Origin of the sequence: Phytoactinopolyspora alkaliphila, from assembly GCF_010550695.1 — a bacterium.
Classification (GTDB): domain Bacteria; phylum Actinomycetota; class Actinomycetes; order Jiangellales; family Jiangellaceae; genus Phytoactinopolyspora; species Phytoactinopolyspora alkaliphila.
In genome coordinates this window covers 96,719-121,385 of the sequence record NZ_JAAGOB010000004.1, presented here as the reverse complement: position 1 = coordinate 121,385, position 24,667 = coordinate 96,719, and the positions used below count along the sequence as shown (strand labels likewise).

General features: G+C 65.7%; 22 protein-coding genes. 7 read left to right on the top strand and 15 right to left on the bottom strand.

Features of this window, described 5'->3' with window-relative positions:
• Positions 1–109 precede the first annotated feature (109 nt).
• From G1H11_RS08755 to G1H11_RS08745, 3 genes are read right to left on the bottom strand one after another with little or no spacing between them, the layout of a single operon-like run.
• Positions 110–784 carry a GNAT family N-acetyltransferase gene (locus G1H11_RS08755; RefSeq protein WP_216843584.1) on the bottom strand — a complete coding sequence of 225 codons (675 nt, stop codon included), beginning with the start codon at positions 782–784 and terminating at the stop codon, positions 110–112.
• 57 nt (positions 785–841) lie between these two features.
• Positions 842–1,846 (bottom strand): DUF1648 domain-containing protein, encoded by a 1,005-nt coding sequence (locus tag G1H11_RS08750; protein ID WP_163818133.1) that lies wholly within the window; start codon positions 1,844–1,846, stop codon positions 842–844.
• Positions 1,843–2,196 carry a GntR family transcriptional regulator gene (locus tag G1H11_RS08745; RefSeq protein WP_163818132.1) on the bottom strand — a complete coding sequence of 118 codons (354 nt, stop codon included), beginning with the start codon at positions 2,194–2,196 and terminating at the stop codon, positions 1,843–1,845. Before G1H11_RS08745 ends, G1H11_RS08750 begins: the two co-directional genes overlap by 4 nt.
• Positions 2,197–2,303: 107 nt before the next feature.
• On the opposite strand from G1H11_RS08745, the gene G1H11_RS08740 reads away from it, so the two are divergent.
• From G1H11_RS08740 to G1H11_RS08720, 5 genes are all read left to right on the top strand, one after another.
• Positions 2,304–4,400, top strand: coding sequence for a S9 family peptidase (locus G1H11_RS08740; protein ID WP_163818130.1), 2,097 nt, complete (start codon positions 2,304–2,306; stop codon positions 4,398–4,400).
• Between the two features lie 234 nt (positions 4,401–4,634).
• Positions 4,635–5,276, top strand: coding sequence for a hypothetical protein (locus G1H11_RS08735; RefSeq protein ID WP_163818128.1), 642 nt, complete (start codon positions 4,635–4,637; stop codon positions 5,274–5,276).
• Between the two features lie 166 nt (positions 5,277–5,442).
• On the top strand, positions 5,443–5,850 hold the full coding sequence (locus G1H11_RS08730; RefSeq protein WP_163818126.1) for a phage holin family protein: 408 nt from the start codon (positions 5,443–5,445) through the stop codon (positions 5,848–5,850).
• Positions 5,840–6,064, top strand: a complete 225-nt coding sequence (locus G1H11_RS08725) for a DUF3618 domain-containing protein (protein WP_163818124.1) — start codon at positions 5,840–5,842, stop codon at positions 6,062–6,064. The genes G1H11_RS08730 and G1H11_RS08725 overlap by 11 nt, the downstream gene beginning before the upstream one ends.
• A 17-nt stretch (positions 6,065–6,081) precedes the next feature.
• Positions 6,082–7,149, top strand: a complete 1,068-nt coding sequence (locus G1H11_RS08720; RefSeq protein ID WP_163818122.1) for a YihY/virulence factor BrkB family protein — start codon at positions 6,082–6,084, stop codon at positions 7,147–7,149.
• 323 nt (positions 7,150–7,472) lie between these two features.
• Here the strand turns inward: G1H11_RS08720 and G1H11_RS08715 are convergent, their stop codons facing one another.
• The 12 genes from G1H11_RS08715 to G1H11_RS08660 all read right to left on the bottom strand — a co-directional run bounded on the left by G1H11_RS08715 (position 7,473) and on the right by G1H11_RS08660 (position 21,662).
• Positions 7,473–8,336, bottom strand: a complete 864-nt coding sequence (locus G1H11_RS08715) for a DUF4097 family beta strand repeat-containing protein (RefSeq protein ID WP_163818120.1) — start codon at positions 8,334–8,336, stop codon at positions 7,473–7,475.
• 32 nt (positions 8,337–8,368) lie between these two features.
• Positions 8,369–8,887, bottom strand: coding sequence for a toxin-antitoxin system HicB family antitoxin (locus G1H11_RS08710; protein WP_163818118.1), 519 nt, complete (start codon positions 8,885–8,887; stop codon positions 8,369–8,371).
• Positions 8,888–9,135: 248 nt separating this feature from the next.
• Positions 9,136–11,448 (bottom strand): (Fe-S)-binding protein, encoded by a 2,313-nt coding sequence (locus tag G1H11_RS08705; protein WP_163818116.1) that lies wholly within the window; start codon positions 11,446–11,448, stop codon positions 9,136–9,138.
• Between the two features lie 78 nt (positions 11,449–11,526).
• The gene (gene dcd, locus G1H11_RS08700; RefSeq protein ID WP_163818114.1) at positions 11,527–12,102 is read right to left on the bottom strand and encodes a dCTP deaminase; all 576 of its coding nucleotides are present in this window, start codon (positions 12,100–12,102) and stop codon (positions 11,527–11,529) included.
• A 95-nt stretch (positions 12,103–12,197) separates the two neighbouring features.
• On the bottom strand, positions 12,198–13,241 hold the full coding sequence (locus G1H11_RS08695; RefSeq protein ID WP_163818112.1) for a glycine betaine ABC transporter substrate-binding protein: 1,044 nt from the start codon (positions 13,239–13,241) through the stop codon (positions 12,198–12,200).
• A gap of 40 nt (positions 13,242–13,281) precedes the next feature.
• Complete coding sequence (locus G1H11_RS26980; RefSeq protein ID WP_216843583.1) at positions 13,282–14,325, bottom strand: ABC transporter permease; 1,044 nt, start codon at positions 14,323–14,325, stop codon at positions 13,282–13,284.
• Positions 14,322–15,617, bottom strand: coding sequence for a quaternary amine ABC transporter ATP-binding protein (locus tag G1H11_RS08685; protein WP_163818432.1), 1,296 nt, complete (start codon positions 15,615–15,617; stop codon positions 14,322–14,324). Before G1H11_RS08685 ends, G1H11_RS26980 begins: the two co-directional genes overlap by 4 nt.
• A gap of 368 nt (positions 15,618–15,985) precedes the next feature.
• On the bottom strand, positions 15,986–17,206 hold the full coding sequence (locus tag G1H11_RS08680; RefSeq protein ID WP_216843582.1) for an ABC transporter permease: 1,221 nt from the start codon (positions 17,204–17,206) through the stop codon (positions 15,986–15,988).
• On the bottom strand, positions 17,203–17,907 hold the full coding sequence (locus G1H11_RS08675; protein WP_163818111.1) for an ABC transporter ATP-binding protein: 705 nt from the start codon (positions 17,905–17,907) through the stop codon (positions 17,203–17,205). Before G1H11_RS08675 ends, G1H11_RS08680 begins: the two co-directional genes overlap by 4 nt.
• Positions 17,891–19,339, bottom strand: a complete 1,449-nt coding sequence (locus G1H11_RS08670) for a peptidoglycan-binding protein (protein WP_163818109.1) — start codon at positions 19,337–19,339, stop codon at positions 17,891–17,893. The genes G1H11_RS08675 and G1H11_RS08670 overlap by 17 nt, the downstream gene beginning before the upstream one ends.
• A gap of 32 nt (positions 19,340–19,371) precedes the next feature.
• On the bottom strand, positions 19,372–20,490 hold the full coding sequence (locus tag G1H11_RS08665; protein WP_163818107.1) for a hypothetical protein: 1,119 nt from the start codon (positions 20,488–20,490) through the stop codon (positions 19,372–19,374).
• A 122-nt stretch (positions 20,491–20,612) separates the two neighbouring features.
• Complete coding sequence (locus tag G1H11_RS08660; protein ID WP_163818106.1) at positions 20,613–21,662, bottom strand: hypothetical protein; 1,050 nt, start codon at positions 21,660–21,662, stop codon at positions 20,613–20,615.
• A gap of 99 nt (positions 21,663–21,761) precedes the next feature.
• Between G1H11_RS08660 and G1H11_RS08655 the strand changes: the two genes are divergently transcribed.
• Together G1H11_RS08655 and G1H11_RS08650 are read left to right on the top strand one after the other, a co-directional pair.
• A complete protein-coding gene (locus tag G1H11_RS08655; protein ID WP_163818104.1) occupies positions 21,762–22,493 on the top strand; it encodes a response regulator transcription factor in 732 nt (243 codons plus the stop codon).
• Positions 22,483–24,501: a sensor histidine kinase gene (locus tag G1H11_RS08650; RefSeq protein WP_163818102.1), complete on the top strand. Its 2,019-nt coding sequence runs from the start codon at positions 22,483–22,485 to the stop codon at positions 24,499–24,501. The genes G1H11_RS08655 and G1H11_RS08650 overlap by 11 nt, the downstream gene beginning before the upstream one ends.
• Positions 24,502–24,667: the final 166 nt, after the last annotated feature.

The following is a 24,667-nucleotide window of genomic DNA, read 5'->3' as shown; positions in this document are numbered from 1 at the left end:
ATCAGGTGACGCACACGCGGGTGCAGCCGGTGTTGTGCCACCTGATCGTCTCCAGCATGTGGACAGAAGATGATCAGGTGGCCGAACCCATCACGAACACGCATTGACGTCATCTGATCTTCATGCCCATGGCCCGACCAGTCGCCGACGTGCTCAACGTGGTGAAGCCGACGTGGTGATAGAAGCCGATCGCGTTGGTGTTTCCGGCACCCACACCGAGGTGAACGCCCGGCGAGCCGGCGTCGCGCAGCGCATCCAGCAGCAGGTTCATCAACACCCCGCCGTAGCCCTTCCCCTGCGTCCGCGGCAACAGGTCGATATGCAGGTGTGACGGGTACTCGACGACGATCTCGTCGGCGGCCACCGGTGGCTGGTGGATCATCCGCACGAACCGAGTCTCGTTCGACTCCTCCGGGAAGCTGTGGAGGGGATAGCGCTGGCGCAGCGGCGGCCACCACTCCTCCTCGCAGCGCTGCTCGAACAATCGCGTGTTCAGGGCGGCGATGATATAGCCGGAGACACCGTCATCGTCCTCGACGACGAAGGCGAACTCGGGATCGAACCGGATGTACGGCCCGACGAACAGCTCGCCGAGCAGCCTGCGGTCGGTGAAGGCATCTTCGCCGCCCGGACCGGTCTTGAGGCAGATTTCGTACATAGCGTCATCGTCGTCGCCGCGCCGGTATGGCCGCACGTCCATCGTCTTGCTCAGCTCCGTCCCGTTCCCGTGTCCCGCTGCGGCGATCGTCGGGCGCACAGGTGATGCGGCAACGGCGATCGGCACCGCAAACAAGGTATCGCGCTCAAGCGTGTCAGACAGGTGTGACGATCGCCGCGAGGACTACGTACTCCTGGTGCGCTCGACCAGCGTGTTGAGCAATCCGGCTGCGGTCACCGCATCGTCGACGACGACGACCGTCCGGCGGCCGCTGGTCCGCTCCAGCAGGATGGCGTTGCCACCACGCATCACGAAGCCGCTGGCTCCCTTGTACGGGCCGAAGACGGCGACTCGGAACCCGTAGCCGCCGAAGTGCCGGATCGGCTTCACGTGGGTGGTACTGGCGTGGCTGATCTCGTCCAGCGACGTGTGGAACTTCGGCCATCCGAGTACACCGGTGATGGTCAGGCCACGCTGGTCGACCGTGACCCGGATCGACAACATCATCGCGAGGAGACCGATGACGAGCAGCGTCGAGATGAGCACCAGCCACTGGCCGCTGACGAGCGTGATTATCGCGGTGACCCCGACGATGACGACGAGCAGGGCGACGACGTGGCTGCCGGTGGCCACCGATCGAGTCCACACGACCGTTTCGCCGTCAGCGACCGGGACGCGGGGCGCGTCGTGCGGGATGTTGGGACCTTCTGCCGTCCAGCGTGGGATGAGGATCACCGCGATGACAGCGGCAGCGGCCCCGAGACCCAATCCGCCGGCGACGACGGACCAGTCGGCGGTCGCGCCGGCGGCGTCGGCAAGACCGCGTTGGTCGGCCGCGACGAGCACCATGAGCCCGGTGACGAAGCCTGTGGTTCCCGCAGCGGTGCCTGCTCCGACTCGGGCGAGCATGGTGTCGGTCCGGTCGAGTAGGGAGAGGACCAGCCCCAGCACGGCGAAGCCCGCGCCGAAAGCCAAGATGAGCACCATCGTGGTGGCCACGCTGGTAAACCCGTCGGCCTCGCCGTCGATCCCCCAGTGTGTTGCCATCGGCGACGGCAGCTCGTCGCGCCAGCTCCACACGAGCAACGCACCGGCCAGTGCGATAAGCATGGGCAGCGCGGCGGCGGCAAGCACAATCCGGACGATGGGGCGTGGGGACGACGTGGCGCCTACTGTGGGCTGGTTCATCGATACTCCGTTCTGATCAAGGTGACAAGCTCGTCCGTTGTGAAACCAATGCGGCGAGCCTGCGTGACGAGCTGGCCGACGAGATCAAGGAGATGCGCAAGCCCTTCTTCGGCTTGCCCGGTGACCACCGCACCTCGTCCGCGCCGCAGCTCCACCAGCCCTTCGTCCCGCAACTGCTGGTAGCCGCGGAGGACGGTGTGCACGTTGACTCCCAGGGATTCGGCGAGGTCACGTGCTCCGGGCAGACGCTCGCCGGCATGCAGTTCTCCGCGCGCGACGGCGCCACGCACAGACGCGGCAAGCTGCGCGAACAGCGGCTCCGGAGAGTTCGCGTCGAGTCGGATGAGCATGCCTCAAAGTCTATTGTTCTAGTTCTAATAGAACAAATTCAGGCCGCGCGCCATGGCCGGCGGATCCCCCGATCGGGCCAAGGGGGCCCTGGGATAGCGTCACTTGCATGGCTGATGTCGAGCTTCCGAAGGCGCCGGTGGCGAAGCGGGTCCCCCACACGCGCGACGTCCACGGCGACGTCGTCGTCGACGAGTACGCCTGGCTGATCGATCGGGACGACCCCGACACCATCGCCTATCTCGAGGCGGAGAATGCGTACACCGAACTCGTCACCGCGCACACCAAGGCGTTGCAGGACGAGCTCTTCGAGGAGATCAAGGCGCGCACGCTGGAAACGGACCGGTCGGTTCCAGTGCGCAGGGGTCGGTGGTGGTACTACACCCGCACCGTCGAAGGGCAGCAGTATCCGATCCACTGCAGGTCGCGCACCGAACCCGAGCTGCCGGCTGACCCCACCGCGCCCATCGGGTCGCCCGCCGACGAGCAGGTGCTGATCGACGAGAACGAGCTGGCCGGCGAGTCCCCGTACTTCGCCCTCGGTGCCCTGAACGTCAGCCCGGACGGCCGCCTGCTGATCTTCTCCACGGACTACGACGGCGGCGAGAAGTACACGCTCAGAGTGAAGGACCTGGAGCGGGAACACATCCTGGCCGACGAGATCCCGAACACCTACTACAGCACGGCATGGTCGGCAGACGGCAGCACCCTGTTCTATACGACGGTCGACGACGCGATGCGGCCGTATCGCGTGTGGCGGCACCGCCTCGGCAGTGACGCCGCCGACGACCACATCGTGCACCAGGAGGACGACGAGCGCTTCTTCGCCGGCGTCGACCTGACCCGCAGCGAGGCGTTCCTGGTCATCGGCCTGGACAGCACCATGACCAGTGAGGTGCGAGTGCTGCCCGCGGACGACCCGATGGGCGAGTTCCGCGTGCTGGAACCGCGGCGGCAGGGAGTCGAGTACTCGATCGACCACTCCGGTCAGTACTTCTACGTCGTCCACAACGACGGCGCGGCTGATTTCGAGCTGGCGAAGACGCCCGTCGACGCACCCTCCCGGGAACATTGGACGCCGGTGCTGCCGCACGAGCCGGGCACCCGCATCGTCGGCGTGAGCGCATTCGCCGAGCACTTGGTGGTGCCGGTGCGTCGGTCCGGCAGCACCGGCCTACACGTCGTGCCGCTGCGCGAGGGCGAGCCGCAGTCCGGACACGACATCGTCTTCACCGAGGAGGTCCGCACCGTCGCCCCTGGGAGCAATCCGGAGTTCTCCACCGGCACCTTCCGGCTCGGATACACCTCGCTCGGTACACCGAGTTCCATTTACGACTACGACATCTCCAGCCGCGCACTCCGCCTGCGCAAACGGCAGGTGGTGCTCGGTGACTTCGATCCCGGGCGTTACGAGACGGTCCGGGAGTGGGCCACGGCGGAGGACGGCACTCGGGTGCCCATCTCCCTGGTCAGGCGCCGCGACACCCCTGCCGACGGGACCGCCCCCCTTTTGCTGTACGGGTACGGCTCCTACGAGGCCTCAATGGACCCGTGGTTCTCCATCCCGCGATTGTCCCTGCTCGACCGTGGTTTCGTATTCGCGATCGCCCATGTACGCGGGGGCGGGGAAATGGGACGGGCCTGGTATGACGACGGCAAGATGCTGGCCAAACGGAACACGTTCACGGATTTCGTTGCGTGCGCCCGGCACGTGGTGAAAGCAGGCTGGACATCGCATGAGCGACTGGTGGCCCGGGGAGGCAGCGCCGGTGGCCTCCTGATCGGCGCAGTAGCCAATCTTGCGCCGGAAGCATTCGGTGCGCTGGTGGCCGAGGTGCCATTCGTGGATGCGCTGAACACCATCCTCGATCCGTCCCTGCCGCTCACCGTGATCGAGTGGGAGGAATGGGGCAACCCCGTTGAGTCCGCCGAGGTCTACGCGTACATGAAGTCCTACTCTCCGTACGAGAACGTCGAGGCCGGGGAGTACCCCGCGATCCTCGCCACGGCGGGCCTCAACGACCCGCGCGTGGGATATCACGAGCCCGCGAAGTGGGTAGCGCGGCTACGAGTCACCGCGACGAGCCACCGGCCGATCGTGCTCAAGACCGAGATGGGCGCTGGACACCGGGGGCCGTCGGGCCGGTACGACGCGTGGCGGGACGAGGCCTTCACGCTTGCCTTCATCATCGACGCGGTCACGTGATCTGGAGTCTGCTCCACCAGCGAGCGAGTGACAATTCTCAGGTTGGCACGGCGTAGGTGACCGTCGAGCTCGCCCGTCGCCAGCCGGACGAGCTCTGCCCGCGCTACCAGGCGAAATGACAGGGGAGCAAATTTTCGGACGGAACTGGCCTGTCCCCCTTGCCAATGTCTGATTTTCCGGAATGATGTACTACGCCCGCTGACCGGCTGGCTGACTACGTCCTGGGAGATGCTGTTGTCCGGCACATTCGATGTGAAGTCTCTGCCGTTGTACCGGCAGATAGCACTCTTCGGCGGAGCGCTGCTGTTCATCTCGTTGTTCCTCCCATGGTGGCGGGTGTCGATCACCGGCGGTCCCAGCGGGAGCGAGAGCGGCTGGAACGGGTTGGGGACGCTGGCCGGGCTGCTGGTCATCCTGCTGATCGCGTGGGAGGTTCTCCGGGTCCTGGGACAGGCCGCACAAGTCAAGTTCAACCAGGATCTGATCACCGCGGCTCTGGCCGGTCTCATCGCCCTATTCGGCGTCATCCAGTTCATCCGGGCGTTGACCTACGGAGGCGGCATTCCCAGCGGCTTCGGTGTGAGTGCGGGCCCTGGATTCGGTGCGTACCTGATCCTGGTCTTCTCGCTCGCGCTCGGATATGCGGCCTATCTTGCATTCCAGGCCGCAGGCGGGCCGGCCGCGCTGAAGGAGGCGCAGAGCCAGGTCCAGGGCAACAAGGCGGACACCCCCGAGCCCGCGGCAGCGCCGGTGAGTGAGCCGCGTGCCGACGTCGCGCCGCCCGCGGCTGAGACGGCTCCCCCTGCTCCGCCCGCCGAGGACGTCGACGCCTCCGGAACCGACGAGGAGCGTCCGCCAGGTACGCCTGCGAGCTAGCTGGCTGTCACGCTGCTCAACTCACCCGCCCACAGTGCCTTCGCGGCCTGTGGGCGGCGTCATGACGAAACGACATAGCTGCCGGTAAATCCCGGTGATTACAGCCGTGCATCTCGGGTATTGGACACAGCGTCGATATCCGAGATGAGAGACGGGTGAGTCACGGATGACCGACGGTACACGGCGAGACGAGCCCTCCACTCAGGAGCTGATCAGCCGGATGTCTGAACAGACTTCCCGGTTGGTGCGGGACGAGGTTCGGCTCGGCATTGCAGAGCTGAAAGAGAAGGGCAAGCACGCGGGGGTCGGGGCTGGGTTGTTCAGCACTGCGGGGCTTCTCGGCTTCTTCGCACTGGCCACGCTGATAGCGGCCGCCGTCTTGGCTCTCGATCTGGTGGTGCCCGCATGGGCAGCCGCGCTGATCGTCGCCGCGGTGCTGCTTCTGCTGGCCGGGATCGCGGCCTGGACGGGTAAGAGCGAGGTCGACAAGGCCAAGCCGCCGCCAGAGCGGACAATCGAGAATGTCAAGCGCGATGTCGATGAACTGACGGGGCGGGTCAATCATGCCGAATGAGACAGCCGTGCGGCCGGAGCCGCAGAACAACGCCAAGGTCGGTGAAATCGAGAAGGATCTCGAGTACACCCGGCAAGAGCTGGGCCAGACCGTGGAAGAGCTGACTCATCGGCTGGCTTCCAAGGCACGTCCACTCACGTACATGGCCGGCGCCTTGGTCGCGGTGGCGGTGGCGATCACGGCAACCATCGTCATTCGCAGACGCCGGGCCTGAGGGGGTTCGCAGCGGTCATGGCTAAGGACGCCAGGGCGGGCAGGACGCCGGCGACGCCCGAACCCGAAGAGCAGGACAAGCCGGACAAGCCCACTGATCTCACACGTCCGTCGAAGATGTTCGTCGCCAAGAAGGCCGTGCGCGAGTTCTCCAAGGACCAGTGCACTGATCTCGCGGCTGCCCTAACCTACTACAGCGTGCTGGCCCTCTTCCCGGCGCTGGTGGCGCTGGTGTCCATACCCGCGTTGATCGGCCAGGAGGACGAGACGCGCGATGCGCTGCTGGACATCATGGACGATCTGGCACCCGCGGAGCTCGCCGCCGACGTTCGTGGACCGATCGAGCAACTGACCCAGGTGTCTGCCGCGGGATTGGCGCTCGTGTTAGGTCTGGCTGGTGCGCTGTGGGCGGCTTCAAGCTATGTGAACGCGTTCTCCCGGGCGATGAATCGCGTCTACGAGGTAGACGAAGGCCGGCCGTTCTGGAAGCTGCGGCCGATGATGCTTCTGGTCACTATCATCATTCTGGTGCTGCTTGCCGCGGCCGCCATCATGCTGGTGGTGACGGGTCCCGTTGCGCAGTCCATCGGTGACGTGATCGGCTTGGGAGACACGGCCGTCCTGATCTGGGACATTGCCAAGTGGCCGGTGGTCATCGCCGTGGTCTTGCTGGTGATCGCCATCCTGTATTTCGCGACGCCGAACGTCCAGCAACCCAAGTTCCGCTGGATCAGTCCGGGAGCCTTCATCGCGTTTGTGGTGTGGGTGCTTGCGTCGGTCGGCCTGGCGTTCTACGTGGCGAACTTCGGCAACTACGACCGGACGTACGGCTCGCTGGCGGGCGTGGTCGTCTTTCTGCTGTGGCTGTGGTTGACCAACCTGGCTCTGCTGTTCGGTGCGGAGTTCGACGCCGAGCTGGAGCGTGGCCGCCAGCTGCAAGCGGGGATCGCCGCCGAGGAGTCCATCCAGCTACCACCCCGGGACACTCGCAAGAGCGACAAGGCCGCTGAGAAGGCCGAAGCCGACCGCCGCGACGCGCGCGAGCTGCGAGCGCACCGCGGCCGACCGCCCGACGACGACGAGTAGCCGACGACGAGTAGCCGAGGACGGCGATCATAGGAGCCCGGCTCGATAAAGCTTGGCCCGTGCGTGCATCGAACTCGCCCGGTGGCCGAACCACCCGGACACCGTAGCGAGCATCAGCGCTGTCGTGTCGAGGAGGCGCGCACGTCGCTTGGTCCTTCTGCGGTCGCGACGTTCGCGAGCACCAGGGGCGGCATACCGGGCGGTCGCCGCCTCCTCTCGCAAGTGGGTGGTGTGCAGCTGAATGTGAGGAACATACTGCTCAGGATGGACAGACATGGCATTCTCCTGGTGGATGGTGCCCAGTGTCCCTGCACCGCAGGACACTAGTGAGCGCGAGTCAGGGTGATAGAGCCGCTGGCGGAGCGGGCAGCGATGGCCGCCACCAGATCCGTGTCGGACGGAGCGTCGGTGGGGTCGAGATCGGAGCGCACCCGCCCGCTTGCGGAGGAACAGTCCAGCTTCGCGGCGGTGCCGGTGGCTATGCCGATGGTGATGTCGCCGGAGGCGGTTTTGGCGTCGATCTCGCCTTCGACCATGCGCCGGATTCGGACGTCGCCGGAGGCCGTCTTGACCCTCACGACGGCCTCGACCGTGCCGATCTCGATGTCGCCGGAAGCGGTTCGGACTACTCCTCGGCCGTGTATGTGGTCGATTCTCGAGTTGCCGGAAGCTGTGTCGAGGTCGAGTGCACCGGTGGCATGCTCGACGACGAGATCCCCGGATCCCGAATGGGCCTCCACCCCCTTGACCTCTGAAGCGTGGATGTTGCCGCTTCCGGTCTTGAGCGCGACGTCGTCGCACTGCTCGGCGACGATGGTGCCGGATCCTGTTTTGACGTTGACGCTTCCGAGCCCGCCACCGAGGTGTACGTCGGCCGAGCCGGTCCTGACCTCGACGGAGCTTGTCAACGGAACGGTGATGATCGCCTTGATCGCGGGGTCACGAAGGAGGCTGGGCCCGATCGAACCGCGAGAGACCTCGACTCGCAGGGCGCCGGAGTGATGCTCGACCTGGGCGCGTTCGATCACCTCGAGCGCGTCGGTGTCGCCGGCTTTGGCGGGCTGAAGATCGACGACGGCTTCGGCGACGTCGGCCGCTGTGACCCGGATGCTGCCCGCACGGGTGCGGACCGAGAGACTCAGCGGCCCATCCACGGGAAAGGAGAGGGGGTAGGTGGTGGCATTCACAATGACTCCTTGATAGTCAGGGTCGAGTGGACTCAGCGCGCCCAGCCGGTGATCCGGCGACCGAGATTGACGTTCACACCTTGTGGGCCGATCTGGATGCCAGTGTGTGCGCCGTCAAGGGTCTGGCTGATCGCGCGGATGAGCCAGCCGTTCACTGAGAGGCCTTCGGCCGCAGCTGCCTCCTCCACTCGTGCCTTGAGGCTTTCCGGCAGTCGCAAAGAGATCCGGGATGTGCCCTCGTCGGGTTCGGGCGGAGGCGGCGGCGCGGGTGGCGCCGGTGGCTCAGGCATGGCGTAGTGGGCGTCCATCCGCTCGTCGCTCGCGACGAACTCGGGGTTCCCACCGCGCATCCGGACATCCACGGACACACCCTCGAGCTGCGTGGTGATCTCGGCAGCAGCATCTCCGAACGCCTCGATCAGAGTGAGCCGGAGAGATGGTTCGACGGCGTAGGACAACCGGTCAGCGGCTTCCCGCACGTCGGCCGCGGCAGCATCAGCCGCAGCGTTCAACGCGGTGCGTAAGGAAGTGACGTACGGCGTGAGTTCCATGACGCCATCCTGACACCATTACGACGCCACGTCAAGCGCCACCCTGGCCTCACTGTGCCCCTCCGGGCCACCCGCAGCCCTACATTCCCAACCCCTGGCAGGGGTTATGGTCATTGAAAATGGACAAATCGGGCACAATAACCACCACAACCTATGCCAGGGGGTTGGGAAAGGGGTGTTGAAGTAGCGGGTCGTGAGTGATGTCAGGGTGATGTCACGTGAGGCCGCGGCGCGTCGTGGGCGACGGCTCAGTTCTCGGCGGGGCTTACCTGGTCGACGGTATGTGGCTGGTTGCCACGGCGAACCCCAGCCAGCAACAGCTGCGCGACGTCGACGACGTCCACGTTCTCGCCCTGGCCGTCGGACTGCGCCTGTGTCAGGCCGTCGGAGAGCATCACGCGGCAGAACGGACAGCCCACCGCGATTGAGCCGCCGCCTGCCGGCGCGGCGTCAGTGCCGGGCGAAGCCGAGCCGTCGGCATGCGATCCGTTGAGCGCGCCGGGACCGGCCAGCGTGGCGAGGGCCTCTTGGGTGCGGTCGTTGTTGATCCGCTTGCCGATCCGCTCTTCCATCCACATTCGTGCGCCACCGGCGCCACAGCAGAACGACGTGGAACCGCTTCGCGGCATCTCCCGGTACTCCACGCCAGGAAGGGCGCCGACGAGCTCACGAGGCGGTTCGTAGACCTGGTTGTGCCGGCCGAGGTAGCAGGGGTCGTGGTACGTCACGGCGCGACCAGCGACTTCACTTTCCGGCGGCGCGACCGGGGTCAGCCGTCCTTCACGGACGAGGCGGTTGAGCAGCTGCGTGTGATGGACCACCTCGAGGGTCAGACCCAGCTGCTCGTACTCGTTCTTGAGTGTGTTGAAGCAATGCGCGCACGTGGAGACGACGCGAACGGCCTTGGTCTCCCGCAGCACCTCGACGTTCTGCAGGGCGAGCTGCTGGTAGAGAAATTCGTTGCCGGAACGACGAGCGGGGTCGCCCGTACAGGTCTCGCCGTCACCCAGCACGGCGAAGGACACCCCGGCGGTGTGCAGAAGCTCCGCCACGGCCTGCGTCGTCTTCTTCGCCCGGTCTTCGAACGCCCCTGCACAGCCGATCCAGAACAGCCAGTCCACTTCGTCGAGCGACTCGACGTCGACGCCGACCTGCTTGATCTCGAACGGGAGATCCTTGGCCCACTCCATCCGCTTCGAGGCGCTCATGCCCCAGGGGTTTCCGGACTTCTCCAGGTTCTTGAACAACCCGTTTAGCTCGCTGGGGAACTCGGTCTCGATGAGCGTCTGGTAGCGGCGCAGGTCGAGGATGTGATCGACGTGCTCGATGTCGACGGGGCATTGCTCGACACAGGCGCCACACATGGTGCAGGACCACAAGACGTCCGGGTCGATCACGGCGCCACCGGTGGGCAACGCCGGGTCACCCTCGGTGGGCCCGACCAGCGCCCGATCCGCTTCGGCCAATGCTTCGGCGGGAACACCCGCGAGCTGCTCGGGCATGGCCTGCTCCTCGCCCATCATGTCCTTGCCGCCTCCGGCCAGCAGGTAGGGCGCCTTGGCGTGGGCGTGGTCACGCAGCTGCATGACGAGCAACTTCGGCGACAACGGCTTGTCTGTGTGCCACGCTGGACACTGCGACTGGCACCGGCCGCATTCCGTACACGTGGAGAAGTCGAGCAAGCCCTTCCAGGAGAAATCCTCGACCTTGCCGACACCCAGCGAGGCGTCCTCGTCCAGGTCATCGATGTTTTCGAAGTCGACGGGCTCGCCCTTGACAGTCAGCGGCTTCGCCGCGCCCAGAGCCACCGCGCCGTCGGCGTTGCGCTTGAAATAGATGTTGAAGAACGCCAGTCCGCGATGCCAGGCCACGCCCATGGCCAAATGCCAGGAGATGACGGTGAAGAACAGCCACGAGACGACGATCTTGACCGCGGCCACCACGTGCACTGCGGCCTCGACATCGGCGGTGGCCATGCCGGAGAACAGCTCGCCGACGTAAGAAGTCAGCGGGAAGAGCGACGCGTCGCCGATGAGGCGATACTCCAGCGCCCGGATGAGAAGAATGGTGGTGGCAATCGTGGCGATGGTGAACTCGACGTAGTACGCCTGCCAGAACGTCGAGCCGAAGAAGCGCGAGCCGCGGCCCTTGCTGCGCGGATGAGAAACCTGGCGGATGACAGCGAGCGTGAGGATGCTGACCAACGTCAGTGAGGCGATCAGCTCCATCAGCCACTCATAAGGATGCCAGTGCCCGATCAAGGGTACGGCCCAGCGAGCGTCGAAGAGCTGACCGTAGGCGGTGATGAGCGTAAAGACCAGCAGGAAGAAGCCGATCATGACGAACCAGTGAGCCACGGCGACGACCGGTCGCTTCAGCATGCGATTGTGCGCGAGGAACTCGCGTAGCAGCGTCGCGGCGCGCTGCCTTGGATGATCCTTACGCGTGCGGTCAGGTTGCCCCAGCCGGATGACACGCACGATACGCACGATGGCGTCGGTGAGGACTACCAGCCCGAGTGCCGTGACACCCAGCGCTACGGCAGCGGCGACGTACTGCATGGTGCCAGTCCCTTCTGACCGAGTCCCGGCGACTATCGCGGCCGTTCGAGGCCCGAAATTACCTTACTGGCAAGTAACTTATGTCTCGGTGCGGTGGAAATTCAAATAGGAGCGGCTGGGCGTCGGACCTCGCTGACCCTGGTAGCGGGAGCCGTGCCGACCGGATCCGTAGGGTTCCTCGGACGGGCTGCTCAGCGAGAAGAAGCACAGCTGGCCTATCTTCATGCCGGGCCACAGCTTCATCGGTAGTGTGGCGACGTTAGACAGCTCCAGTGTCACATGACCATTGAACCCGGGGTCGATGAAACCCGCGGTGGAATGTGTGAGCAGACCCAACCGCCCCAGCGACGACTTGCCTTCCAAGCGGGCCGCGACGTCGTCGCCCAGGGTCACGATCTCGAACGTCGAGGCGAGCACGAACTCACCGGGATGGAGGATGAACGCCTCACCCTCGCTCGGCTCGACTACACGGGTCAGATCGGGCTGCTCCTCGGCCGGGTCAATGTGCGGGTAGCGATGATTCTCGAACACCCGGAAGTAGCGATCGAGCCGGACGTCGATGCTCGAGGGCTGCACCATGTCCGGGTCATACGGCTCCAGAATCACCCGCTTGGAATCGACAGCGCCTCGGATATCGCGATCGGAAAGCAGCATGCTCGGACGATACCCGAAGGCTGGATAGACGAGTTCCCCCGCCACACCAACTGGCGTGACGGGGGAACGAAGGAGCTGACGTGGTCAGTAGGGCCTCAGAGCGCGCCCTGGCGCCAGTTCTCCAGGAAGTCCGGGTTGGCGTCGAGCCACTCGGCTATCGAACCCGCGTTGTCCTCACGGTTGTTCTGGACGACCATGATGTCTTCGATCTCCAGAAGCTGCTCGTTGGTGAGGTGGAGGTTCTTCAGCAGCTGCGTCACATTCGGGTAGTCCTCGTGGAACCCGGTGCGGCCCAAGCTGTAGAGACGCTCGGCCTCACCCAGTGTGCCTTCGGGGTCCTCGAGGTCACGAATGTCGTACGCGGCATACGCCCAGTGCGGGTGCCAGAGGGTGACCGCGATGTTCTCGCCGGCGTCGGTGGCGGACTCCAGCTCGGCGAGCATCGCGCCGCTGGACGAGGTTGGGAAGTCCCAGTCCTCCAGTCCGTAGGTCGGGATGACCTCTTCCTGCGTGGTGGTGGTGAGCCCGGCCCCGGGCTCGATCCCGACGATCCTGCCGCCGTACTCGTCCTGGTGGTCAGCGAGCTCCGCCAGCGACTGTGCCGGAGAATCCGCATTGACCGCGATGGTGAGGAATCCCTCGTTGAACCAGCAGCCGAGGTCCTCCATCTGGTCGCCGAACTCGTCAACGTAGTTCGCGTGGGTTCCAGGCAGCCAGCCATCCAGCAAGACGTCCAGATCGCCCTGGGCGACGCCGGTGTAGACGGCGCCGGCTTCGGCCTCCAGTTCGGTGACCGTGTAGCCCTGCTCTTCCAGGGCCGCCTTGACCAGCTCGTAGACCACGTAGTTCTCGTCCCACCCACTGAAGACACCGATGTTGATATCGGTCTCGTCTTCGCCGGTGCCTTCCGGATCCGGAATCGGTGCTGCCTCGGAGGCAGGTTCACAGGAGCCGGTGTCGACGTCGCCGATCATCATCGCTTCGGCCATCTCCGTGTCCGGATCCGCAGCACCGTTCTCGTCACTGGTCTCTTCGGTGACAGGATCGTCACCGCCATTGTCGTCGTCGCCGCACGCGGCGAGGAGCAGCCCGCCAGCCAGCAGGCTTGCTATGACCGCGGTGAATCTAGATGTGCGCATGAACTTTCTCCTTCGGTGTGTTGACACAAGCAGCTCGGGTCTAGTCCCGAACTCGGCTGGCTCGCACCACAGGTGCGCGGTCCGCGAGCGCAGCGACAACTCGGTCGAGGTAAATAGCCAGGACCACGACCGCCAACCCGGCCTCGACGCCTCTGGGCACCTGGAGGCCCTGGAGTCCCGCCACGACCTCCAGCCCTAGGCCGGAAGCGCCCACCATTGCGGCCAGAACGACCATTGACAGGGCGAGCATGATCACCTGATTGATGCCGGCCATGATCGTTGGAAGCGCCAGCGGCAGTTGAATCTGCCGCAGGATTCGGAAGGGCGGAGAGCCGAAGGCTTGCCCGGCTTCCACCACCTCCGAGTCGACCTGGCGTATGGCAAGTTCGGTGAAACGCACGCCCGGCGGCATCGCAAAGATGACAGTGGAGATCATCCCAGGAACAACGCCGATGCCGAACGCGATGAGGGTCGGGATCAAGTACACCATTGCAGGCATGGTCTGCATGAAGTCGAGCACCGGCCGCACGACTTGGCTCACGGTCGGTGACTTCGCGGCCCAAACGCCCAGTGGTATCGCCAGTATCGTCGCGATGGCCGCCGCAATGAGTACCAGCGACAGCGTCTGCATGGCGCGGTCCCACTGACCCATCGCCGCGACGAGATAGAAGGCGACGACAGTGAAGAGCCCGAACAACCAGGAGCGCACAAACCAGCCGAGCAGTGCGAAGGCGGCGATCATGCCCAGGAACGGCGCTTCCAGATCGGTGGTGAGCACGTGGGCACCTGCGCCAACCGCGCCGGCCACCACCACGATCGCTCCCCGCCCAGCCGCTGGCAGCGACCGCAGGTTGTCGAGCTGGGAGCATGCAAGCCATCCCAGCAAAGCGAACAGCACAATCATCATGGCCAGCGACGGATCTCGCAGTGCGGAACTCAACGAGTCGTAGCCGGTGGACAAGCCATCGCTGATGAAGTTCAGCACAGGCTCGAAAGTGTCCGTCAGCCAATCGAAGGTGCTGTCGACCCACTTGCCAACCTCGATCCGTGGATCGAGCGGATCGAAACTCTCGGCGCGAATCACGCTGTTCCCCCCCGCGGCGGCACCACGACGACCTCGTCCGGTGTGGGTTCGTTCTCTGCATCCTCCGGTGAGCCTGTGTTCACCGGCGGGTGTTCGCCGGTGTGGATGACTTCCACGAAGCTCGCCATCGCGGAGAGCAATGTCACCCTCGGAACGACTCCCACCAGCCGCTTCTCATCGTCGATGACGGCAAGCGGAAGCGGCGACTCGGCCGACGGCGCGAACAGATCGGCCAGGTAGGTGTCCTGGTGCACCGAGCCGACGTTCGGGTCGATGATTGCTGCAATCGACTGGTCGCCCCGTTTGACAGCGTTGACGACATCCTTGTCGTGGACCACGCCGTGCAGTTTCCGATCGCGGCGGCCGACGGCGAACGCCGCGCTGGCCTGCCGCTCACGCATGGTGTGCTGGGCCTCTCGTGGACCCGCCTCGGCATTGACGACGTACTGCGCCGGCTCCATGACGTTGGCAGCGGTGAGGACCCGGGTCCGGTCGACGTCAGCCACGAACTGGGCGACGTAGTCGTTGGCGGGGTCGTTCAAGACCTCTTCCGCGGTGCCGATCTGGACGATCCGGCCGTCGCGCATCACGGCGATCCGGTCGCCCAGGCGCATGGCCTCGTTGAGGTCGTGGGTGATGAAGATGATGGTCTTGTTCAGCGAGCTCTGGAGCTGGACGAGCTGATCTTGCATCTCACGCCGGATCAGCGGGTCGAGCGCGGAGAACGCCTCGTCCATCAGCATGATGTCGCTGCCGGCCGCGAGCGCGCGGGCCAGCCCGACCCGCTGCTTCATGCCGCCGGAGAGCTGCGACGGATACTTGTCCTCCCAGCCCCTGAGGCCGACGAGCTCCAGTGCCTCCTGCGCCCGAGTGAGCCTTTCCTCTTTGTCGACACCCTGGATGTCTAGTGCGTACGCCGCATTCTGGACGACCGTCCGGTGAGGAAGCAGGGCGAAGTGCTGGAAGACCATGCTGATCTTCTCTTTCCGCACCTGACGGAGCCGGGCGTCGCTGATGTTCGCGATGTCCATGCCGTCGATGTACACGTGCCCGTCTGTCGCCTCCCACAGGCCGTTGAGCATGCGGATGAGCGTGGACTTTCCCGAGCCGGAGAGGCCCATGACGACGAAGATCTCGCCGGGCTGCACCTCGAAGCTGGCGTCGATGACTGCGGCGGTGGCGCCGAGCTTCGCGACGTCGTCGCGGCTCGCGCCCTCCTTGAGCTGGCGTACTGCGACGTCAGCCCTTCGGCCGAACACCTTGTAGAGCCCTTCCGCGCGTACCGCGGCCAATACTTCACCTCTCGCTTTGTCGGCCACGCGACGCACCGGTGGTACCGGGCGGGCTGTAGGCGCCCAGGGGCCGCCAGTGAGCCACGCGACAACTCGACGTCAGACGGGGTTCTGACCTGCGCTCGAAAGCGAGCAAACGGCGCCACTGATGGCACCGACCAGGCGATGACTGACTCAAACGCCTTCATCTGACCAGTCCGGGCGAACCCCGCCTTCGTCCTGGTCCAGTGGCTAACGCTATACGAACGGTCTACTCTCGCGCATCTCCTGGGTGACCCGGCGGACCGCAACGTGGGCTGATCGAGACGCGATCGCAACCCATCGTCTCACTCTGCGGACGCCCTTGGGTGAGCTGTCCCACATTGTCCTCAATTCGTACGTAATGCCGTAATGGGTTCGATGGTGGACGCGCGCCAGGCCGGATAGGTACCGGCCAGCAGTCCGATCGCCGCGCCGAGGAAAGGCGCCAGTACCGCCAGCCGGTAGTCCAGCAGGGGCGTCCAGTCCTGCACAACGGATACGCCGACGGTGGCCAGGACACCCGCCGCTGCTCCGATGAGCCCACCGAGAAAGCCGATCACCACGCTCTCCACGATGAACTGTCCGGCGATGTGCTTGCTGCTGGCTCCGACGGATCGGCGCAGCCCGATCTCGGAGATCCGTTCCATCACCGAGAGCAGTGTGATGTTCGCGATACCGAGCCCGCCGACCAGAAGCGCCAGTCCACCGAGCGCCAGGAAGAGCGCGTTGATGTCGGTCGAGACGTCGTCGCGCAGCGAACCCGGGCGAGGCGGCACCTCCACGCTGAGCAGCTCTGGGCTGTTGGGCGCGACCGCGAGCGCCGCCTGCGACCCGATCAACTGGGCGGCGCCGAGCTCGGTGCGGATCTCCACGGCCGCCGGCGCTTGCAGGCCGTACAGCGACTCCGCGGTCCCCATGGGAAGGATGGCCGAGTCGAGGAGTTCGGAGCGGTGGGACACGGTATCGAGGATCCCGACGACGGTGAACGGCCGGTCACCAATGAATATGGACGGCTGTGCGTCCACGCGATTGATACCCAGGCGTTCTGCCGCGTACCTCCCCAGCACCACCACCGCGTTGCCGCGTTCGTCGTGTCCGGAGTCGAAGAACCGGCCGGTAGAGAGGACGCCGTTGACCGCGTCGAACAAACCCTCTGTCACCGCGGTGACCGGGATGTCGTGGTCGATGGAGCCACTCGGGTCGTTGATAGGCACGCCCCGGACATTCGCGCCGCCCACAGCCACCCGGGCGAACGTCCCGGCGGATGCCACCCCGGAGAGGCGGGCCACCCGGTCCGCGGCGTCCCATGGAAGCTCGGTCGCCTGAACGGCGCCGTCCGGGCTGTCTCGTTCTCCGGCTTCGACGACGACGCGGGTGGCGCTGGTGGCGTCGAACCGGTCCGAGATCTGCCCGGACGCCGTCTGCCCCAGGCCGATCGTCGATACCAGCGCCGCGACGCCGATCACCGTTCCGAGCGTGGTCAGGGCAAGCCGGGATGGTCGCGCAGCGACGCCGGAGAGTGCCTCATCGACCAGGTCGCGAAGCGTCAGCCTTCGTCTCATCTTCATACCGCGGCCTCACTCAGCGTTCCGTCGGTGATGCGCACCCGCCGGCCCGCGCGTGCGCTCACATGGTCGTCGTGGGTGATGACCGCCACGGTGATCCCCTCGGTGTGCAACTTGTCGAACAGGTCGAGCACAGCCTCGACGTTGTCGGAGTCGAGGTTCCCGGTCGGCTCGTCGGCCAGCAACAGGCTTGGCTCGCCGACAAGTGCCCGGGCGATGGCGACGCGCTGGCGTTCACCGCCGGACAACGTTCCCGGGTCGAAGTCGACCCGATGCGCCAGCCCTACGCGTTCCAGGGCGTCGCGGGACCGCTGTACCCGTTCCCGTCTCGGCACGCGCTGGTACAGCATGGAGAGGCCGACGTTCTCCAGGACGCTTCGGTGTGGAAGCAGGTGAAACGCCTGGAAGACAAAGCCGATGCGTTCTCCACGCAGTTCCGCGCGGTGTGCCTCGGAGAGTTCGCTCACGTCCACGCCGTCCAGCCGGTAGGTGCCGTGAGTCGGCCGGTCCAGTAGTCCGAGCAGGTGTAGCAATGTGGACTTGCCGGATCCGGACGGCCCCACGATGGACAGATACTCGCCCCGGTCGATGGCCAGGTCGACGTCCCTGACGGCGTGCACCTGCGGCGGGCCGGGAAAGGACCGCCCTACTCCGACCATCTCCACCACAGGCGGCGACGGCGACGCGTCACTCGTCGTTGTCATCGGCCGGCGCCTCTCGCCCGACGACCACCAGATCGCCCTCGTCCACGGAACCGTCGACCGGTTCGATCTCGGCGTAGCCGTTGGCGGTGAGACCGACCTCCACCTCCACCAGCTCGGTGGCGACGCCGTCGTCACCGGCCGGGCGCTGAACCTCGACGCGAGCTTCGCCGCTCGGCCCCGCGGTCAGCGCTGCGAGCGGCACGGCGAGGACCTCCCCGTCGGTGTTCGCCACCGGGATGGTCAGTCTGATGTTGGCCGATCGCAGAGCATCGACCTGTTCCGTGCTCAGGTCTTCAGGCGTGAGGACGACGTCGTACGTGGACTCGTCGTCGGAAGCTTCTCGGATCTCGGTGATCGGCGCCGTCACTTCATCGCCGTTCGGCAGCTCTAGAACGGCCTCCATGTCTTCGGCGAGGAGCTCACGGGCGGCGGCGTCAACGTTCGCCGTCACCACCATGTCGGCACCGCTGATGGACATGACCGCGCCATCGGCCTCCTGGCCACGCTTGACGTTCACCGCATCGACGCGGCGCGGGAGACTCGGGACGAAGACGACTTCCGACGCCGGGAGCGGAGTGCCGGCCTCCGCCGCCGCGGCGTCCCGGTCACTTTGCGCGTCCGCGAGCCGCTTGCGTGCGGCGTTGAGGGCGGCTCTTTCACCCGACGTGTCTGGGCCCTTGAGCAGGTCTTCTTGATTCGCCTTGGCCAGCTTGAGTTGCGCTTCGGCGTCGGCGACGGCTGGGCGGTCGCCGTCCTCCTTCGCCTGCTGCAGCGCTCGGGCCGCTTGGTCGACGTCGTTCTGTGCGGCAATCTTCTCCGCGTTTCCCGGTCCGGCGGAGGCACTCGCCAGCATGGCTTCGGCGTTGGCCACGTCGTCCTCGGCGCTGCGGACCGCGTCGTCGGCCGCGTCCAACGCCGCTTGGATCTCCGGGTCCGGCGCCGGCGGTTCGTATCCCGCGTCTTCGAACAACGACGCCACGGCGTTGCCCGTGGTGTTCGTGTACACGTCGTCGACGGTGCCGGGATCGAGTCCAAGCTTGTCCAGCGCCTTCTCCAGCTGTTTCACGTCCGGGCCGCTCATTCCCGGCCGCAGCGTCCGGTACATGGGGATGTCGCCGCCGAGCGCGATAACCGGGCGACCGATGATCTCCAGGATCACGTCGCCGCGGCCGACCTTGTCTCCGACCTTGGGGACCTGGCCGGTGACGACCGGAGTGGTCTCCAGGCCGGGGAACTGGAGCTCGACGTCCACCGCGCCTGTGTACGACGCGTCCCCGCGGGCGATCACGGCGCTCTCCAGCACGCGACGCTCGACCGGAACCGTGACGTCAGACGCTTCGGGCGGGGCCGTTCGTGCCGCGGCCTCCTCCGGTGAGGTGATCCGCGTACCGGCGAAGACGCCGGAGGCCAGCGCCGCTACCGCGATGCCCACGACGGTCAGGAGAGTACGACTGCGGGATCGCATCAGCCGTTGCCGCCGGACTCGGCCGCCCAGTCACGGTACCGCTCGAGCTCGGCCTGGTTGGCGTCGACGAACTCCCGCTCCATGTCGAACGCGACGTCACGGTAGACCTCCTCATAGTGTTCTTGCTGGCAGGAGTAATCGGCCGTGGCCAGGTCGATCTCGTATTCCTGCAGCTTGCGCAGCGCCTCTGGATCGATGTCGGAAGTTTCGCTTGGAAACTCCCCCGCGGTGACGGAACTGGATGATTGCTCATCGGTGTCGTCATCGGATGACTGGAGCTGGTCGAGACGATTGAGGACCGAGCTCACCGGATCGTCTGGGGTCTCTAAGTCAGGATGTCCGGCGTCGGCCATGCAGTGCTGCCATTCCTCGGTGGCGGCGACGACCCTCGAGTCACGCCGGATCCTTTCCTGCAGAGCGAAGATGTCGTCGAAGAGGCCATTGAACTCGCCGTCGTCGGAACTGACGACGGAGCCGCCCTCCATGTCGTAGACTTCTTCGCTCGCGCGGCCATGGCATCCGTGGTCCAAGCTCTCCAGCTCGCCGGGCTCGCCGATGACGTCGCCGGCGCCCTCCGCGTTCAGCATGGCCGTCAGATCTCCCCAGAGTGCCTGGTCGTAGGCGTCCTTGGCCGAGTCCGACAGGCCGTCGCGGATCGCCTGGTTGGGGTCAGGGGTCTCGTCGTCGCTCTTGCTCCCCCTCAGAGTTGTGATGCCGTAGCCGTACGTGTGCGCGAATTCCTCAGGTTCCAGGGCGAAGGCGTCGTTGAAGTCGGCCGTGGTCGCTTCGAGGTCCTCCAGAGTCTCGGGTACGTAATCGAACCCCTCGTCTCTCATGCACTCGGCGACCAGTTCCTGCACTTGCCGGAACTTCTGCCGTTCTGTGTCGGAGTCCGCTTCTTCGCCACGGCCGACTGCGACCAGCACGCCTCCTCCCCTGAACCCCTGGGAGATGGTGTCCCCCACGTACTCGGCGAGCGGGCTCTGCTGGTCACCCGAGCTCTGTCCTGTGGTGTTTTCCGATGTCGACTCGTCTGGTGCGCCGGAGCAGCCGGCGAGCAACAGCCCGCCAGCGCCGAGAACGAACCAGAGTGCCTGATGGATGTGTTGTCTTCTCACATCGCCGAGGATGGCGGTTGGGCTGTGAAGATCTTGTGAAGAAGCGGTCAGCTCCATGCTCCTCACTGGATCTTCATCTCTCGGGTCGGGCCATGCGGAACGGGCTTGTGGGCGGCAGATCATCAGACGTCGCCCTGCCCGGCGACGATCTCGCGATAGCGCTCGAGCTCGCTTCGGTGAGCATCGACGAACTCTTCCTCAAGCTCCAGGGCAACGTCACGGTAGGTGTGCTCATGCTCGTCCCGGCAGCGGAAGTCGGCGGTGGCCAGCTCGGTTTCGTACTCCTTCAGCCGCGCCAGGTCCTGGGGGTCGATCACGAAGCGGGCGTCGCCCTCGATGATGACGCCACCGTCCTCGCCGGCTGTCGCTGGCAATTCGTCCTCCGGCACGCTCACCTCGGACGCTTGCTGGTGCACTGACCAGTACGGCTGGTCCAGTTCGTCGAAGCCCGGAAAGCCGTGGTCGGCCATGCACTCCTGCCAGTCACCGACCGCCGCGGACACGCGTGGATCGCGACGAACCCGGTCGAAGAGCGCGTCGACGTCTTCGAAGAGTGGGTCGAACTCGACACTGATCTCGTCCAGGGTCGGCCCGTCGTCGCCGGCTTTCGCATGCGCCTGGTCGTAACAACCGGTGCTGTCACGGATACCGGAGTCCTCATTTTGTTCGCCCCAGAGGGCGGCGTCGTACGCCTTACGCGCCGACTCGCTGAGGGCATCCCGGATGTCGTCGTTGGGGCCGTCCTGCTCGGGTTCGTTGGCTGCTCCGGTGAAGGTGATGGTGGTGAGGCCGTAGCCGTACTGCTCGGCGAACTCGCCAGGTTCCAGCGCGTATGCCTCGTCGAAGGCTGGTAGGCCGGTGTCGTCGTTCTCCAGAGACTCCGGCACGTACTCGAAGCCTGCGTCTCGCATGCATTCGGCGACCAATTCCTCGATCCGGCGTTGATGGAGGATCTCGTGGTCGGAGTGCTCCGGAGGTTCATCGGTGAGGCGGAAACCATGCCCGCCGAGTCCGGTGGTCGCCGGGGAGTGGGGCATGAATTCGGCAAGCGGGCCCGTGGCATTGTGCCCGTCGTCGGTGTCGGTGCCTGAGCCGCTCGCCGAGCAGCCTGCTGTGAGGACGAGTGCGGCGGCACCAAGGAACCATGCTGTGCGCTGGTGTGTGTTTCTCATGCCGCAGACACTGCCGTGAAGCTGTGAAATACCTATGAAAGCGCGGTCAGGTAGTCACTCTTCACAGGATCTTGACCGGATCCTGGAACACTGGCGGGCATGGCAGCCCGAATCCTGGTGGCCGAGGACGACCACAAGCAAGCCGACCTCGTCCGCCGCTACCTCGAACGAGAGGGGCATGCGGTCATCGTCGCGCCCGATGGCAGGGTGGCACTCGACGAGGCCCGGCGGCGCTCCCCCGATCTTGTGATCCTCGACGTCATGATGCCTCGTGTCGACGGGCTGGATGTGTGCCGGATCCTGCGCACCGAGGCGGACGTCCCGATCATTATGCTGACCGCTCGGTCCACCGAGGACGACCTCCTCCTCGGGCTGGACCTCGGCGCCGACGACTACATCACCAAGCCGTACAGTCCACGCGAGCTCGTGGCCCGGGTCCGGACGGTGCTGCGCCGGAGTTCCCGGCAGGCGTCGCTGGACGACGACGTCCACCGGATCGGAGAGCTCGAGGTGGATCCGGTGCGTCACGAGGTGCGGCTGGCCGGAAACCGGGTGGACGTGACGCCCGCGGAATTCAAGATCCTGGCCTGCCTGGCAGCATCGCCCGGGCGCGTCTTCAGCCGGCAGTACCTACTGGAGCAGGCGTTCGGTTTCGACCATTATGTGCTGGAACGCACCGTGGACGTCCATGTGATGAACCTGCGGCGCAAGATCGAAGCCGATCCTACGGCGCCGGCATATCTGCTGACCGTCTATGGGGTCGGCTACAAGATGACGGAGCGAGCCAAACCGTCGGCGGCTGTCGCGTCGAGGGCTGCCGATGCGACATAGTCTCCTGCTGCGGCTGCTGGGCCTCTCGCTCGCTGTGGCTGTGTTCGCCATCGCCGCCACGGCATGGCTGATCAACCGGGACGCCAGCGAACGTTTCCGTGGCGAGTTTGAGCGCACGCTGGAAGCCGACACGTTCATTTTCCAGGAACTGAATGCGTACGCGACCCGGCACGACTCCTGGGACGGTGTCGAGGCACTCGTCGCCGACCTGGCTGAACGCACCGACCGCCGGGTGGCGCTGACCACCCTGGAAGGCGAGGTCCTGGCGGATTCCGCGGCCATAGCGGGCCACCCTGCTCCGGCACTGTCCTCGAATCCCACGGCGGAGATCGATGCGCTCTCTGACCAGCTCCGGGGGCTGGAAACGACAGTGGTGGGCTACCAGGGAGACAGCTTCGTGGCGGAGAATTTGGACACCACCGTCATGGAGAAGTGGGAGGCGTCGGCTGCGACTCGCTCCGCAGCAGGGCAGGTCCTGGTCTCCTCCTTCGCGCCGTCGGGCATTTCGCCGGTCTGGCGGCTCGAAACCGAGGAGGCCCAGGCCCGAGTCTCCCTGGCGGTGGAAGCCCAGAATTGTCTGCGTGACGAGCTCGGTACCGAAGACGAGCTGGTGGTCACTCCGACGGGTGAGGTGATGATCGTCGGGGAGGCCTATGCGGAGCGACTCCTCGACGGCGTGGCGATCCCCGACGACTACTCGGGGGATCTCATCTATGGCCTGAACTCGATGTACGTCGGTGGTGGCGAAGCGGCGCACCCGTGCCTGTCTGGTGGGTTGTTCGAAGCCAGTGAAGCGGCGTTGAAGTTCAACGAGCAAGAGATCCGCTCGTTCAAGGAATGCCTGGAGGGCAACGACATCCCTTATGTGGTGGTGGAGGTGGAAGCTGGGCTTAAGCGGGTGGTGCCAGAACCAGGAACCGACGGCAGTACGTCATCGCTCGACGAGCCGGGGTGGGGCCATTGGGGCGAGTGCGAGCAATCGGCCTGGACCGAGACGATGGAGGATTTTGTCGCGGAGCCCGCACTGCTCTATTCCGGCGATGCCGGCCGGTTTGATCCGTTCTTCGGTGATGGCTGGTGGCGGACGGTATTGGCTGGGGCGGCGGTCTTGATCGCTGCCACCGGTGTCACCGTGCTCGCCGGCCGCCGGCTGGCCCGTCCGATCCGTGCGTTGACCGCGGCCGCCGGCAGGATGGGAGCGGGAGAACACGGGGTGCGCGTCGCGGCCGCAGGCCGGGACGAGGTGTCCCAGCTGGCCAGTGCGTTCAATGCGATGGCCGAGTCGTTGGAGACCAACGAGACTCAGCGCCGCGCCATGGTCAGTGACGTGGCGCACGAGCTGCGCACCCCCTTGGCCAACGTCCGCGGGTACCTGGAAGCTGCCCAGGACGGCGTCGTCCCTCTCGACTCCGGCCTGGTGACGTCGCTCCTCGAGGAGTCCGCGCTGCTGCAGCGGCTGATCGACGATCTGCAGGATCTGGCGCTGGCCGACGCCGGGAAGCTGCGCATCCACCCCGAGCCGCGAGACGCGGTAGACCTGGTCCGCCAATCCGTCGCGGCACACCGCGCCAGCGCCGATGACGCGGGTGTGGTCTTGGTTGCCGATCTCGACGCGGATGGTGACGACGCTCCGGCGTCCACAATCGTGTCAGTGGACCCAGGCCGACTGCGCCAGGCGCTCGGCAACCTTGTCTCCAACGCCATCCGGTTCACTCCCGAGTGCGGCACGGTGACCGTCTCGGTCCGTTCCGACGGGGAGTCGGTTGCTCTTTCTGTTGCCGACGACGGCCCTGGCATTCCAAGTGAGCATCTGCCGCGCCTGTTCGACCGCTTCTACCGAGTCGAGGAATCCCGGAGTCGGGAGACCGGTGGCAGCGGACTCGGTTTGGCCATCACCAAGCACCTGGTGGAGGCGCACCTGGGAAGCGTCGATGTCAGCAGTGCCGAGGGCGAGGGATCGGTGTTCACAATCCGGCTCCCGGCGGTCGTGCCGACGCCGGCGGACTGAGCTGGTGGCGAGTTCGTCACCTGATCGTCGTTCATGCACCTGATCTTCTTTGCGAGAGCGATCAGGTGTGCCCACCGGGCGGATCGGCACGGTTATGTCATCCGATGACGTCTCACAATGCGGACAGCGAACGATCAGATGCGCAACCGGTCCGATAGGGCGCGTT

Coding starts and splice junctions, on each gene's coding strand:
- G1H11_RS08750 (WP_163818133.1), bottom strand. CDS start 1,846: ATGAACCAGCCCACAGTAGGCGCCACGTCGTCCCCACGCCCCATCGTC.
- G1H11_RS08745 (WP_163818132.1), bottom strand. CDS start 2,196: ATGCTCATCCGACTCGACGCGAACTCTCCGGAGCCGCTGTTCGCGCAG.
- G1H11_RS08740 (WP_163818130.1), top strand. CDS start 2,304: ATGGCTGATGTCGAGCTTCCGAAGGCGCCGGTGGCGAAGCGGGTCCCC.
- G1H11_RS08730 (WP_163818126.1), top strand. CDS start 5,443: ATGACCGACGGTACACGGCGAGACGAGCCCTCCACTCAGGAGCTGATC.
- G1H11_RS08725 (WP_163818124.1), top strand. CDS start 5,840: ATGCCGAATGAGACAGCCGTGCGGCCGGAGCCGCAGAACAACGCCAAG.
- G1H11_RS08720 (WP_163818122.1), top strand. CDS start 6,082: ATGGCTAAGGACGCCAGGGCGGGCAGGACGCCGGCGACGCCCGAACCC.
- G1H11_RS08710 (WP_163818118.1), bottom strand. CDS start 8,887: ATGGAACTCACGCCGTACGTCACTTCCTTACGCACCGCGTTGAACGCT.
- G1H11_RS08705 (WP_163818116.1), bottom strand. CDS start 11,448: ATGCAGTACGTCGCCGCTGCCGTAGCGCTGGGTGTCACGGCACTCGGG.
- dcd (WP_163818114.1), bottom strand. CDS start 12,102: ATGCTGCTTTCCGATCGCGATATCCGAGGCGCTGTCGATTCCAAGCGG.
- G1H11_RS08695 (WP_163818112.1), bottom strand. CDS start 13,241: ATGCGCACATCTAGATTCACCGCGGTCATAGCAAGCCTGCTGGCTGGC.
- G1H11_RS08680 (WP_216843582.1), bottom strand. CDS start 17,206: ATGAAGATGAGACGAAGGCTGACGCTTCGCGACCTGGTCGATGAGGCA.
- G1H11_RS08675 (WP_163818111.1), bottom strand. CDS start 17,907: ATGACAACGACGAGTGACGCGTCGCCGTCGCCGCCTGTGGTGGAGATG.
- G1H11_RS08660 (WP_163818106.1), bottom strand. CDS start 21,662: ATGAGAAACACACACCAGCGCACAGCATGGTTCCTTGGTGCCGCCGCA.
- G1H11_RS08655 (WP_163818104.1), top strand. CDS start 21,762: ATGGCAGCCCGAATCCTGGTGGCCGAGGACGACCACAAGCAAGCCGAC.
- G1H11_RS08650 (WP_163818102.1), top strand. CDS start 22,483: ATGCGACATAGTCTCCTGCTGCGGCTGCTGGGCCTCTCGCTCGCTGTG.